The 13,523-nt window shown below is 56.7% G+C and carries 9 protein-coding genes, 1 tRNA gene and 1 pseudogene; 10 read left to right on the top strand and 1 reads right to left on the bottom strand.

Features of this window, described 5'->3' with window-relative positions:
• Positions 1-348: 348 nt before the first annotated feature.
• The 10 genes and pseudogenes from QEN43_RS13775 (at position 349) to QEN43_RS13730 (ending at position 12,334) form a co-directional block, all read left to right on the top strand.
• A complete protein-coding gene (locus QEN43_RS13775) occupies positions 349-501 on the top strand; it encodes a hypothetical protein (protein ID WP_156912830.1) in 153 nt (50 codons plus the stop codon).
• Positions 498-1,643 carry an FMNH2-dependent alkanesulfonate monooxygenase gene (gene ssuD / locus QEN43_RS13770; protein WP_026610991.1) on the top strand — a complete coding sequence of 382 codons (1,146 nt, stop codon included), beginning with the start codon at positions 498-500 and terminating at the stop codon, positions 1,641-1,643. Before QEN43_RS13775 ends, ssuD begins: the two co-directional genes overlap by 4 nt.
• Before the next feature lie 256 nt (positions 1,644-1,899).
• The gene (locus QEN43_RS13765) at positions 1,900-2,166 is read left to right on the top strand and encodes a hypothetical protein (protein WP_317963315.1); all 267 of its coding nucleotides are present in this window, start codon (positions 1,900-1,902) and stop codon (positions 2,164-2,166) included.
• Between the two features lie 116 nt (positions 2,167-2,282).
• Positions 2,283-3,875, top strand: a complete 1,593-nt coding sequence (locus tag QEN43_RS13760) for a B12-binding domain-containing radical SAM protein (RefSeq protein ID WP_026610993.1) — start codon at positions 2,283-2,285, stop codon at positions 3,873-3,875.
• 142 nt (positions 3,876-4,017) lie between these two features.
• Positions 4,018-4,377: an exosortase system-associated protein, TIGR04073 family gene (locus QEN43_RS13755; RefSeq protein ID WP_026610994.1), complete on the top strand. Its 360-nt coding sequence runs from the start codon at positions 4,018-4,020 to the stop codon at positions 4,375-4,377.
• A 204-nt stretch (positions 4,378-4,581) separates the two neighbouring features.
• Positions 4,582-5,037, top strand: a complete 456-nt coding sequence (locus QEN43_RS13750; protein WP_026610995.1) for an acyl-CoA dehydrogenase family protein — start codon at positions 4,582-4,584, stop codon at positions 5,035-5,037.
• Positions 5,038-5,200: 163 nt separating this feature from the next.
• Positions 5,201-5,737, top strand: a pseudogene (locus tag QEN43_RS13745) (acyl-CoA dehydrogenase family protein).
• Between the two features lie 1,111 nt (positions 5,738-6,848).
• Entirely contained in the window at positions 6,849-9,059 is a 2,211-nt protein-coding gene (locus tag QEN43_RS13740; RefSeq protein WP_202901158.1) for a GMC oxidoreductase, read from the top strand.
• Positions 9,060-9,223: 164 nt separating this feature from the next.
• The gene (locus QEN43_RS13735; RefSeq protein WP_051331842.1) at positions 9,224-10,798 is read left to right on the top strand and encodes a metallophosphoesterase; all 1,575 of its coding nucleotides are present in this window, start codon (positions 9,224-9,226) and stop codon (positions 10,796-10,798) included.
• A gap of 549 nt (positions 10,799-11,347) precedes the next feature.
• Entirely contained in the window at positions 11,348-12,334 is a 987-nt protein-coding gene (locus tag QEN43_RS13730) for an IS481 family transposase (protein WP_317963314.1), read from the top strand.
• A gap of 553 nt (positions 12,335-12,887) precedes the next feature.
• Here the strand turns inward: QEN43_RS13730 and QEN43_RS13725 are convergent.
• A tRNA-Thr gene (locus QEN43_RS13725) sits at positions 12,888-12,963 on the bottom strand.
• Positions 12,964-13,523: the final 560 nt, after the last annotated feature.

The following is a 13,523-nucleotide window of genomic DNA, read 5'->3' as shown; positions in this document are numbered from 1 at the left end:
ATTCGATGCCAAGCAACGATCTTTCTCGATCGGCTCTTGCAGGCGCTCAGGTCTCCTCGCCGCGCGCAGGTCCCGTGCACGGGATACGACAGGGCTATCCAACCTCGAATCTGAATCAGCGCAACCGGCGACCACGCAAGCCGCGTGCGCGGAAAAATCTCCTCGCTGCTGCCCTGGATGCATACAACCGACAGCATCTGTTGCTGCTCCAGCACCCCCCGGCCGAAAACCGGCGGTATAACTCGGGGACGTTGAGATGGCACAACTCCTGCCTCCGTGCCGTACACGAGCGGATAGGTCCCGATTCGCGTCGGCCCGAACGCATCGATCATTCGGAGGCATTCGAACATGAATATTCCCAGTCGTTGGGTGGAAGCCTTGGTGTTTCTAATTACCGGGCTGCTGTTGTCCGCAATTCTGGATGACGCCAATGGCGCAGTCTCATTCCAGGAATTCCCCCGCGAATTTTGTATCGGCGATCAGAAGGAGCAACCCTTATGAATTTGTTCTGGTTCTTACCTACTCACGGCGACGGCCGTTATCTCGGCTCGGCCAAAGGCAAGCGTGCAGTCGATTACGGCTATCTTCGCCAAGTCGCCCAGGCTGCCGACCAATTGGGGTTCGGCGGCATTCTGATTCCGACGGGGAAGACCTGCGAAGATGCCTGGATCGTGGCCTCGTCGCTGATTCCCGCTACGGAACGGCTCAAATTCTTGGTCGCCCTCAGACCTGGCGTGACCTCGCCGGCCCAGGCCGCGCGTCAGGCTGCGACCTTGGACCGGCTTTCGGGGGGACGCCTACTCCTCAATGTGGTCGCGGGGGGCGATCCGACGGAATTGGCAGGCGATGGGGTTTTCCTGGACCATGACGAACGCTACGTCCAAGCCGGGGAATTCCTAACCGTATGGCGTCGGCTCATGGCAGGCGAGACGGTGGACTTCGCCGGCAAGTACATCCGCGTTGAAGGCGCGAAGCTACTGTTCCCGCCGGTTCAGCAGCCGCATCCGCCCTTGTATTTCGGCGGATCGTCTGCAGCTGCCCACAGCTTGGCCGCCGAACAGCTCGATGTCTATCTCACCTGGGGCGAGCCGCCAGAGGCTGTCGCGAAAAAAATCGCCGATGTTAGGCAGCGCGCGGAAGCCAGGGGACGGCAGATACGCTTTGGCATCCGGCTACACGTGATCGTCCGGGAAACTGCAGCCGAAGCTTGGCAGGCGGCTGAAAATCTCATCAGCCAGCTAGACGACGCCACCATCGCCAAGGCACAGGAGGCTTTTGCGCGTTCCGACTCGGAGGGACAGCGCCGAATGGCTCAATTGCACGGCGGTTCGCGCCAAAACCTGGAGATCAGCCCTAACCTCTGGGCGGGCATCGGCCTGGTCCGAGGCGGCGCGGGCACGGCCCTGGTGGGTGATCCGGACACCGTCGCCGCCCGCTTCCGGGAATACGCAGACCTCGGCATCGACACGTTCGTGCTGTCAGGTTATCCGCATCTGGAAGAAGCCTATCGAGTCGCGGAACTTCTGTTCCCGCTGCTGCCGGTAGCGAATCAACAACCCAAGGCCAGACCGGTGTTTCACCTCAGCCCGGTCGGCGATACCGGAACTCTGGCGCACCCGTCCTTGAAGGAGGCCGCGTCGTAAAAGCGGAACGGTTTTCGATACGTTCATATCCCGGTGCCTGCCGGTTCGGCCGCCCGCTGCCCGGTTCGCTTCATGCCGGCAGGATGAAGGAAGTAACCGCGACCGGGAATATTGGGATCCGATAGCCATGGAGGGCAGATGAGTCTCACTTCCCTGCCCATCGGATTTCGGCGTCCTATTTTTTGCCAAACGGTGTCTTCGGGAGTTCCTAAGACACCCCACAATCGGAAGCGGTCGCTTTGGTGCCGAGCCTTCCTTGTCGAATAACCGCTTACTTGACGGTATTGTGGCGGGCCCCGGACTGGTTCCCGCCACGGTTTTTCCGGTACCCGGTGACAGGGTTAAAGTGTTGCCGAATCTCGCCGGATTCGCCTTGAGATTGCCTTGGGCTTGCACCGTGATCCGGCCTATCCGCCTTCGTTTTTCCAGAGGTCTAGCCTGGTTCTCGCCGGATCTGAACAGCCTCGCGTTGATGCTCTCGCGCATACCGCGTCGCTTCAGCCGCACCCGAAACCGAACGTGACACCACGCTAATCTCGGTCTGGGAATCGAAATCGGCTTGACAAGTCTGGCACGGAAGCGCAGTGTTGGCTGCAATGCCACACCGGCCGCTCATTTTCCAAGGATGGAGAGAGGTTCATGAAGGACGTATCCCCTTGCAAGGTCTTGATGATCTATCCACGCTTCAAGGCGGATTCATTCTGGAACTACCCTGAAGCCTGCGAACTCGTGGGCGCGCGGTATCCCGCCGCGCCGCTTGGGTTGATCACTGTAGCCGCACTGCTACCTGCGCAGTGGTCTATCCGCCTCATCAACCGAAATACCGAAGAGCTCGGCGACGAAGATATCGCCTGGGCCGACCTGGTCATGACGGGGGGAATGATTACCCAGCAACCCGACACACTCGAATTGATCCAACGAGCCCATGCCCAAGGCAAACCGGTGGTCGTGGGCGGTCCGGATGCGACCTCCAGTCCGCATGTCTATCGCTCCGCGGACTTTCTGGTTCTCGGAGAAGCCGAAGGTATTATGGTGGCGTTCGTTGAGGCTTGGGAAAGCGGTCAAAGATCCGGAACGTTCATCGCCCCCAAATTTCAGATCGATGTCACGAAGAGCCCGGTCCCACGCTTCGATCTACTCAAGTTCGAGCAATATCTTTACGTCGGGTTGCAATTCTCGCGGGGCTGTCCTTTCACCTGCGAGTTTTGCGACATCATCGAACTTTACGGGCGGGTGCCGCGCACCAAGACCACCCCGCAAGTATTTGCCGAACTAGATGCGCTTTACGCGCTGGGCTATCGCGGGCATGTCGATTTCGTGGATGACAATCTGATTGGCAACAAGAAGGTGGTCAAGGCATTCCTATCCGAGCTCCGAACCTGGCAGGAAGACCACGGATTTCCCTTCGAATTCTCGACCGAAGCCTCGATCAATCTCGCCGAAGATCCCGAGCTTCTCGAACTCATGAAACAGGCGAACTTCTTTCTCGTCTTCATCGGCATCGAAAGCCCGGATCCGGAAACGCTGATCGCGACGAAGAAAAGGCAGAACACTCGGCGCGACATGGTCAACAGCATTCACAAGATTTATTCCTACGGCATGATGGTGACCGCCGGGTTCATCGTTGGATTCGACACCGAAAAGAACTCGGTAGCCGATACCATGGTGGACTTCATCGAAGCGGCGGCGATCCCGGTATGCATGGTGGGACTGCTTTACGCACTGCCGAACACTCAACTGACCAGGCGGCTCCAGCGCGAGGGGCGTCTCCACCCCGGCCACGACATCATGCCGGACATGGACGCGGGCGACCAGTGTACCAGCGGATTGAATTTCGATACCTTGCGCCCGCTCGAAGACGTCCTCGATGATTACCGAAGCATACTGTTACGCGTCTACGATCCGGCAACCTACGTCGGAAGGATCAAGCGGCTCATCGGCCTTTTGGATAGGTCGGGGCGTCCTCGCGATTTACCCAAGGAAGATGCCCGGCGAAAAGTGGGGGCGATCGAAACGATCAACAGGATCGTCAACAAGATGCCGGAGGTGCGCGGTGCATTCTGGCAAACGTTCATGCACTGCGCCAAATCCAACCCTCAAGCACTACGCATGGTCGTCGGTCTCATGGCGATGTATCTGCACCTCGGACCCTATTCACGCTATGTCGTCGATGCCATCGATCGTCGAATCGAGGAGCTCGGGCGTAGATCCAGACGATCAATCAACACTTGAGCGCCGCTCGCAATCCTGATAGATAAGTGCCGGGGGAAGTCTCGTCCTTGCCGGTTGACGCGGATATTTCCGCCGTCCTACACTTTAGTTTCGCGACGAAACTATTTATACGATAACAATACAACAAGCTGAGGAAACGATCATGCGCAACGCAAAATCCTTTCTCTTGACCGCGGTCCTCGCGACGGCTGCCTATGCGCCTGTCAGTCAGGCGGAAGGCTACTTTTCCGAGGTCGGCGACAAAGTCACCAGAGGATTTGCCAATATGTTCACTGGAATCGGGGAAGTTCCGAAAAACATTCTAAGTGCCAGCAAGAAGACGAACCCCGTCGTTGGAGGGCCCGGCGGTTTGGTCATGGGGACGTTGGATACGCTCGGCAGAACCGCTTCGGGTGTCTTTGATGTCATCACCAGTCCGTTTCCGACCAAGAGTCTGGTCGAACCGGCCTATATCTGGGAAGACTTCGACAAAGATACGTCCTACGGCGACGCTTATCTTTAATTAACCAACCAACCGACACTCACTAGATTGCCGGTCAAGGATCGCGGGATGGGGTGAAGAACGAACCCCATCCCGCGAACTTTTTTCGCATTGAGGCCCCTTTTCCTGTCCTGCCATTCTGTCTGCCTCTACAGCCTTACTTCCAGCCCCACAAACCGGCGGTCCGCGTGAGCATTCCGTAGTGACACGAACCTAGGCGCGTTCATGTCCACCACCGATTCCGTTCTGAATCGTGGTCGCGAAATTGAACCCATCATTCGCCAATACGCCGCCGCGACCGAAAACGACTGCAAGCTGGCGGCACCAGTAGCGAAAGCGATGCAGGAGCCGGGACTTTATCGATTGTGGCGGTCGAAGGCATTCGAAGAATTCGGAGCCGAGCTGGTCATCGGCTTGCGCGTCATTGAGGAAATCTCCCGTATCGATGGCGCGGCGGGCTGGAATCTACCAATCGCCGTCGCCCACGACATGTTCGCGCCCTGGTTCGGCGACCAAGCCGCGCGAGATATTCGGATTCGACGCAATTCCCGTCGGCTCCTTCAACCTGGTACGCAAGGCGGTTCCGGTCGCGGGCGGCTACCGTACCTCTGGACGCACGGGCTTCGTGAGCGGCGCGCAACATGCCACGGTTTTTCTCGGTTTCGCGACGATCCACGATGACGGCGAACCGCGCTGCGGCGCCGACGGCGCTCCGGCAATGCTACTGACCGCGGTTCCCGCGTCCGAAGCCTAAATCGTCGACAATTGGAACACCATGGGCATGCGTGAAAGCGGCAGCCATGATGTCGAAATAAAGGATGCGCTGATTCCGGAGCACTGAGCGGTGCCATGGAAGCCGCTGGAGAAACCAGGTACCGCCTACCAGGGACCGCTCTACTGGCCGGCGATCGCCGCGCTTGTCCCGCCTGCGCTAGGCATAACTCGCGCCGCTATCGACGAAGCGATCGCGCTGATCGCCACGAAGGTCCCCGCATTCGGATCAAAGACATTCAAGCGCCAAACCCTCGTTCAATCGCAGCTCGCACGAGCCGAAGCCAAGCTCGGCGCCGCCCGCGGCCATCTCTACAGAGTCTTCGAAGAGTCCTGGCAAGGAGCCGTCGCCGCGAGACCGATCACACTGGCGCTCAAGGCGAAAATGCGGCTGTAAATGACCCATGCCGTCCACGAATGCGCAGCGGCCGTGGACCGCATCCATGACATCGTAGGCACTTCCGGCATCCCGGAAGAATATGCATTCTCGAGACAGTTCCGGGATGTTCACATCATCACCCAGCACGGCTTCATCAACGCGGCCGAGCTGGAACCGATCGGACAAATCATGCTCGGACCCGAACCCCACTGGCCGTTTTTCAGGGTTTAGCCTCATAAATGACATTAAAAACCTAACGTGTTCGGGGGTGGTTCCCGAAAAATGCTGGCAAGGATCATGTCGAGCGGGAAACGCTAGTTCGGTTTATGTACGTGATCACCCATAACTCGAATCTGGCATTATTCGGTCCTTAAAACAGCCATATGAGATTTTCTGGGGATCGCCGGGGACGCCGAAAGGCAAATTCCGGCTGACACTGCTTCAAAGGTATGTAAACATTCGTTGAAATACTAAATCTGAAAAATAGATTTAATTCTGATAAAGGGAAACCCAAAACCATTCGTCTGAACCGGTTCTCGCGAACCAATAAGGGTTAAAGCGCTTGAGGCAGCGCCCTTAAGAACGGGAGACCCGTTTATCTCGCTCCTGAGGAAACAGGCTTCGATGATCATAAATTCAGGAGAATGACCGTTCACAATGCTCGCTATTTACACGGTACTCTGAAGATGCGGTAGCCCAAACCGGGCTTCAGCAAGGTCCGCATCGTAAAAACCCTATCAATATCGCCTGATCGATTCATAAAGACCTGAAGAAACCACGAAAAAACCGCCGTCCAGGCGGTTTTTCTCATCGCGGAGCCGGGCGGGGAGCTATTCAAGCCGGCCAACTATTCTTACTTCGTACGAAGCACGATTCGAAGGACTGGACCTTACAGGAGCACAGCGGATGTCGAGCGCCCCGTGACTTACTCGATGCCTCCCGAAAGCGCCCATCGTCGACCGCTTACGGCCGGTTCAGCCAACGTCTAAAGGTTCCCGCGTCTGATGCCGACAACCCCATCCTCCCCTTACCCGCCGAATGCAAATAGGTATCAGCCCTGCAGACTTCATAAGGGATATTCATGCCGCCGAGATAATGGACGGTCAGGTTCCGCCAAAACCACTTCAAAGTTTATATACAAGGGATTTCAGTTTATTCGATCCAATATCTTGGTGTCGTTTTTCACAAGGAGGACTATTATTCAATACTTTCGGGAGGGCTTTGACTCACAGACCGCGGGGATGCTCCTAGGGGTAAACCGGATTACCCGTTGCGTCGGGACAGGCGTTTTGCGTCGAGCGATATCAATAAATCCATCACCATAACGAAAAGGAGAATAAAAATGACAGCCTTATCCTTGACCTTTAAAGAAACCATGTCGGGGTATTTCGCTCTAGGAACGGGCGATGCTGCGGAAGGGGCGCAGCGGGGCAAGCAGAATGGCACTACCCTCGCTATCCACGTAGACGTCGGTATCGACGACTTAGATCGCTTCATCAACGATCCTGAACATCCAGGCTCGTTAACGGGCACAATCGATTTTCCACCGTTAGGAATGGGCATCGAGGCGCTTACTGGCGTCTTCAATCTGTTCAAGCCCACGAACAATCCGGACATGACCTACATGGTCTACGAACTCGCCTTCCAGCATCTAGGCGAGGATTATTACCTGGCCGGACATAAAGAGATCAGGGACGATTCCGGTTTCGACCTGTGGTCGGACACCACGACCCTCTACACGACACTGCATCAGGGCAAGGACAAAAGCGGACCAGTGGTGGGCGCCGGCATTTTGACCCTAGGCATCAAACAACTCGCCGATCTGATTGCGAGTATCGACGTGCCGAACGCCGACGGACCGCTCGCCAAAGCCTCCGCCGTTGAAAAATTCGGGCGCTTCTTTGCCGGCAAGCTGTGGGACACCTACGTCATCCCCAAATTCGGCCGTCAGCACTTCGACAAAGAAACCGACGATACTCTGCACTACGACGTGATCGTAATCGGTAGCGGCTTCGGCGGTGCGGTGACCGCCTGCCGTCTGGCCGAGAAAGGCATGAAGGTCTGCATTCTGGAACGCGGCCGACGCTGGGATGCGAAAGATTATCCCCGTGGCCCCGGCGACGCCTGGTGGTGGTCCCACGAAGAACCTGCCAAATGCAACGGCTGGATCGACATACGCTTCTATAAGCACATGGCCGTGGCCCAAGGCTGCGGCGTCGGCGGCGGGTCGCTGATCTACGCAAATATCTTCGTCGAGGCCGAACGCTTCGCCTTCGAGTCCGGATGGCCGCCCGAAATCACGTACGAGACGCTAAAGCCCTATTACGAAAAGACCGGCAAGATGCTGAACGTACAGGAAGTGCCGGACAATCAGTGGCCGCCGAAAATGAAGCTGATGAAGGACGCGGCGGAACGCTGCGGTTATCGGGCGCGATTCCGCAAAATGCCGCTAGCCGTCAATTTCGATCCGGAATTCAGCTACGACCGGCCCGATGCCTTCGACGACAAACATTCCAAACCCTTCGTCAACCCATTCGGCCTGGAACAAGGCACCTGCGTCCACTGCGGCAACTGTGACATCGGCTGCCAAGTGAAGGCCCGCAATACGCTGGACCTGAACTACATTCCGCTGGCCGAAAAGCACGGCGCCGTGGTCAAACCGCTGCACCTGGTCCGCCGCATCACACCCCTGCACGGAAAAACCGGCTACCGAGTCGATTTCGATGTCATCGATCCCGACGCGCAACGGTTGATTCCCGGCCATCTCAACGCCAAGAAACTGATCCTCGCCGCCGGAACCATGGGCACCAACGAACTCCTGCTGCGTTGCCGGGATCAATACGGCACGCTGCCCGATCTGAGCGACATGCTCGGCGTGGGCTGGAGTTCCAACGGCGATTTTCTAACACCGGCGCTTTACAAAGACCGTCAAATCTCGCCCACCCGCGGTCCGATCATGACCAGCGCCATCGACTTCCTTGACGGCTTTTTCCGTAAACAACGGTTCTGGGTGCAGGACGGCGGATTCCCCAACCTGATCAAGGACGCCCTTCAAGATCTGAGTAATGACCATGATTTCGGCCACTTCTTCTCGGCACTGAAGTCGCTCAACCAAGGCAGCGACCCGCTGTCAGCGGTCATGCCCTGGTTCGGTCAGGCGGTGGACGCCTCGGACGGCGTGCTGAAACTTTCCCGCAGCTGGATTCCGCCGTTCCGGCACAAGTTGGAGCTGGAATGGAACGTCAAGAACTCCGAAGGCGCGGTGCAGGCGCTGATCGACATGCACAAGACGCTATCGGAAAGCACCGGAGGCGAGGCCGTGGTCCCGCCGAGCTGGGAGGTTTTGAAAGACCTCATCACGCCGCATCCGCTGGGAGGCTGCCGCATGGGTACCGGCATCAAAGACGGCGTGGTCGACCACAAAGGCGAAGTGTTCGGCTATCCGGGGCTGTACGTCGCCGACGGAGCCATCATTCCCAGAGCGCTGGGTCTGAACCCGGCCCGCACGATCGCCGCCTTGGCCGAGCGTATCGCGGACTTCATCGAGCCCTGAACGCCACGCCGGGCATACTGGCATATTTTCCTTATATCAACCCTGGGAAGAGATCGTCCATCCCATGACGATCGTTTGCGATAGGCAGGGACGTCAACAACGGCTTTTGAAAGAGGAGGTCGGAAACCGCGTAGGTCCGATAACAACAACCTGGAGGAAAAACGATGAAACAACCCGAAGCTCTCGAATTCTTTCACACGGTCGACGTCAACGACCCGAACAGGCCAAACCGTATGTGCATCTGCATCAGCGATGTGCATTTCACGGACGGCACGGTCGGCGTGCAAAGTCGCGACGATTGGGATGATTTCTTCGATGAAGTCGCTTTTGTGTGCGAGGACCGAAAGGTCGAGGATCTGGTGTTCGTGCTCGACGGCGACGTGGTGGACATGATCCGCACCAAGCACTGGGCAGAGCGAGGCGTCTATCCCTGGCAACGCGATCATCCGGAATTTCCGGAGATCGTTAAAACGATCATGCAAGGAATCATCGCTCAGCACGCTGGGCATGCCGACGGCCACTGCCCTTTCTTTATGCGGCTCAAACAACTGCCGACCTCGCTCCGGGAAAAAGGCGTCAAGTCGGTCAACATTGTCGTTCTGCTCGGCAATCACGACAAGGAAATCCTCGCCGCACCCGAGGCGCTCAAGCTCTTTTACGAGGAATGCCTGGGCTGGCGACTGGAAGACATACCGGAAGACTATAGGCTCAAGGTCGGACGGATGTACGGCGACGAAAATCTGTTCAAAAGCCCCGACAGCGTTCCCTGGTTGCCTTTTTACTATGCGGATTCCGGGTTCCGGCTGTTTGTCACCCATGGGCAATGGCGCGACGGTGACAACTGCCGCGCGCTGCCTGAATGGTCGGCGGATGATGGCTGGAAACTCGAAACCTGGAAACAGCTACGGTTCCGGCCTTTCACCGATCCCTGTTTCGGAGATACGGTGGCGGCCGGCGTCCTCTCCGGATTCATCTGGAAAGCCAAGCAGGCCCTGGCCGAGGAAGACAAGCAACGCATCGCCCGAGCGCAAGAGAAAAGCGAAGATGTCAGCCGCTTGGAACGGGTCCTAGACGAGCTCGACCTCTACCGACCGAGCTACCTCGCGGTTTCACGCATCATCGAAGAAACTCGGAGGTTAAGGAAACATCGACCTGGCCTCGCCACGACCATCGAAACGCTCCTCCAAGAATCCGTATCCGAATGGCTGAGCTGGGACTTCACGTATGACAGCGCCCTTAAGAAACGGCGTTTCGGCCTGAAGCTCCTGCGCTGGTGGCTGAATCTTTCGAGTAAATTGCATCTCCGGTTGGAACTCAGGGCAATCGAATGGTTCATGAAAATACTCACCGCATTCCGCAGCCACCATCGGCACGAGGCAGTTACGTTCAAGGAAATGAAAACATTCCCGGCCTTCCTGCCCGAATACCGCGCTTATGGGTTTCACATCCATGGCGAGGGCCACACCCACAATCCCCTGCAGGAAGAGCCGGATATCGCCCCGGGACAGAACTACACCTACATCAATTTCGGCACCTGGCGCGACCAGATCGTGGAAAAGAACGCCGGCCACTGGTTCATCAAGCTACTGAAGTGGACTAGGCCGAGCTATCGCCGCCGCAGCGTCGGCCGCGCCCTGTTCGTCCTCGACCTTAAGCCGGCCCCTGGCGATACCCAAAGAGGCTTCTGCTATTGGGTTGACGACGACTTGACCTGGAGCGACAAGCTGGATTGGAAATAATTCCACTTGGAATTCGAGTAATCGTTGATTGTAAGATGAATGGAGCGAAGCGAAATCCATTGACGATGGCTTAGGCCCCGGCTCAGCGCGGGACAGACCCTTCGACAGGCTTAGAACAGGTCTGTCGAAGGGGTTCTTGATCATACTGGGATAGGCTATAAATGCGATCGCCTTTAATGCTGACGCCGCGCGCCGGGAACGGCTTTCTAACATGATGGGCGGTCATATGCGGAATGCCGGAGGAACTTCGATGATATTTGGCCGTGTCGACGGGGTTTTAGGTAGGCTGACCCCGTGCTTAAAACCAGGCTCCCATTCCCGAATCTTCATAACAGACCAAAGGAACGACTTATCCGATTTCGATGACTGTCGCCCGAAGCGTTCCGCGTAACATCAAAATCACGCGGCTCTTGCCGGGCATTTGGAATCCGACCTCGGCTTAACCTGTCACATCCCGTATGATTATTTACCGAGAAGGCGTGATGCTTGGTTCGAAGCCCGGAGCCTTCTCCAGGAGATCTTCGGTCCGTCCAAGTGAGGTTCCTCTCCATGCCGATTCGTCTTCATAAGAACGCCCGTACCACCCCGGCGGTTCGGCAGGCCATTCAAGCGTCCACGTTGAGCGAGCGCGCCTTGGCCCAAAAGCATGGCATTAGCCGAACGACCGTCCGCAAGTGGAAACACCGCTCCTCGGTCGAAGATGCCTCACACCGGCCCCACACCCTCAGAACCACGCTCACGCCCGCCCAGGAAGCCATCGTGGTCTACCTCCGCCAAGCTCTGCTCCTCCCCTTGGATGATCTCCTGGCCGTGACCCGGGAATTTCTCAATCCCGCCGTGTCCCGTTCCGGGCTAGACCGCTGCCTGCGCCGCCACGGGGTGGCGTCCCTCAAGACCCTGCTTCCGCCTACAGAGAAGGCGAAGGTCAAACCCTTCAAGGCCTATGAGCCCGGCTTCCTTCACCTGGATGTTAAGTACTTGCCCGCCATCGACGGCGAACCCCGCCGATACCTGTTCGTCGCCATCGACCGCGCCACCCGCTGGGTCTATGTCGCCCTCAAGCCCAACCGCTCCGCCTTAAGCGCAAAGGACTTCCTCAAAGCGGTGATTCAGGCCGCGCCTTTCCGCATCCAGAAATGCCTGACCGACAACGGCTCGGAGTTTACCGACCGTTTCCTGACCCGAACTCGGCAGCCCTCGGGGACGCATGAGTTTGACCGCCTCTGTACTGAACAAGGCATCGAACATCGCCTGATTCCGCCGGGACGGCCCCAAACGAATGGCCTGGTGGAACGCTTCAATGGCCGCATCGAGGAGGTGTTGCAAACCCATCACTTCGATTCAACCGCCGATCTGGACACCACCCTGCACCGCTATGTCGAGCTGTACAATCATCACATTCCCCAAAAGGCCTTACGCCATCTCACCCCGATCCAGGCTCTCAAAAACTGGCAACTGTCCCATCCTCATCTTTTTCGAAAGAAGGTTTACGATCTTACGGGACTTGACAGGTACATACTAATTTCGCGTATGTAAATTAGTGACCTGATACCATCCCGCTGCCGTATGCCGGCAAAAAAACAGTAGCAATAAACCCAAAAAGGCGATTTTTCGCAAGACAACATCTTAAATGTGACACGGTATATAAAAACCGTATTTGCGAACATTTTTGCATCTACAACTCGTTATTTGTCATCACAGATGCAAATTCGTACCCCATTCCTGCATCTTTCCGAGCCTGACGACAGCCAGACTTAGCTGGCTGGGCTGCGTGACGTCTCCATTAATTCAGCGGCGTGCCAGAGGACGTGCCTGAAAGGGCAAAAAAGAGACTCCAATTTGTTGTGCACTTTCGAGGGCGATTTTGACCGCCACACGCGTTGCTGGAGGGATCGACAAGAAGGACGTCAAAGCTGTTGTTCTAAGCTTGTTCCGAACCGGTGTCGAAGAGGGAGCGTTCAACCAAGTTCAACCCGAACAGATGGTTCGCGGCAGGCTCACAACGATTGGGATGCGTTTCCTTCGCGTTGTCACCCCGGCAGAAACAAAAAAGGCTGCATGCATGCCTGCCTGCAGCCTCTTGATTTTATGGAGCTGGCGAAGGGATTCGAACCCCCGACCGGCTGATTACAAATCAGCTGCTCTACCGACTGAGCTACGCCAGCGATTGATCAAATTTAATTATATCATCAGAGCATTTTCAGATCTGCCGTAGAGATACTCGTGATTGGATCCGGACTCCCGCCCAACCACAGCCGATAATCCAAAGAAAGGGTTGACCTAAAAAACCGAAGTTTCCGTTCCTGACGATCTAATTTCTCCTGCGGGTTCGGCACTTCGCCGCTGGGGCTCAACGCCGCAACTAAACCCAGTTAACTGCTAACGGGCCGTTCACCACCGCCACCCCGTTTAAATTCCTTCGACTTTCCCCTGCTTAGCTGGTAAACGAGCGCTAAAGCGTTTTCATCTCCGATGCGTGCTGGAAGAAGAAACGGCCTTTCGCACCAAGCAAGTCTGAGCCCGGTCTCGCCCCGCCCACAATTCACCTTTTACAAACCCCATCCGCATCGACAATGTCCTTTGCTTGACGTTGACCTTCGAGCGAACGTTGTCCGTCGTATTCCCCTCTCGGGACAATGATTGCCCCTGGCGTGTTTGTCTCTGAGGCTCACGGACGAATTCGGTGGGAACAGTTTGTAAGCTCGTAACGCATTCGCCGGGTCCA

The sequence above is a fragment of the Methylocaldum szegediense genome, from assembly GCF_949769195.1.
Classification (GTDB): domain Bacteria; phylum Pseudomonadota; class Gammaproteobacteria; order Methylococcales; family Methylococcaceae; genus Methylocaldum; species Methylocaldum szegediense.
Note: the sequence above shows the minus strand (reverse complement) of the source record. Positions and strands in the feature narration are given on the sequence as shown.

Bases quoted from the DNA above. Each gene is read 5' to 3' on its own strand.
- QEN43_RS13740 (WP_202901158.1), top strand. From the start codon at position 6,849: ATGACAGCCTTATCCTTGACCTTTAAAGAAACCATGTCGGGGTATTTC.
- ssuD (WP_026610991.1), top strand. From the start codon at position 498: ATGAATTTGTTCTGGTTCTTACCTACTCACGGCGACGGCCGTTATCTC.
- QEN43_RS13730 (WP_317963314.1), top strand. From the start codon at position 11,348: ATGCCGATTCGTCTTCATAAGAACGCCCGTACCACCCCGGCGGTTCGG.
- QEN43_RS13775 (WP_156912830.1), top strand. From the start codon at position 349: ATGAATATTCCCAGTCGTTGGGTGGAAGCCTTGGTGTTTCTAATTACC.
- QEN43_RS13755 (WP_026610994.1), top strand. From the start codon at position 4,018: ATGCGCAACGCAAAATCCTTTCTCTTGACCGCGGTCCTCGCGACGGCT.
- QEN43_RS13750 (WP_026610995.1), top strand. From the start codon at position 4,582: ATGTCCACCACCGATTCCGTTCTGAATCGTGGTCGCGAAATTGAACCC.
- QEN43_RS13760 (WP_026610993.1), top strand. From the start codon at position 2,283: ATGAAGGACGTATCCCCTTGCAAGGTCTTGATGATCTATCCACGCTTC.
- QEN43_RS13735 (WP_051331842.1), top strand. From the start codon at position 9,224: ATGAAACAACCCGAAGCTCTCGAATTCTTTCACACGGTCGACGTCAAC.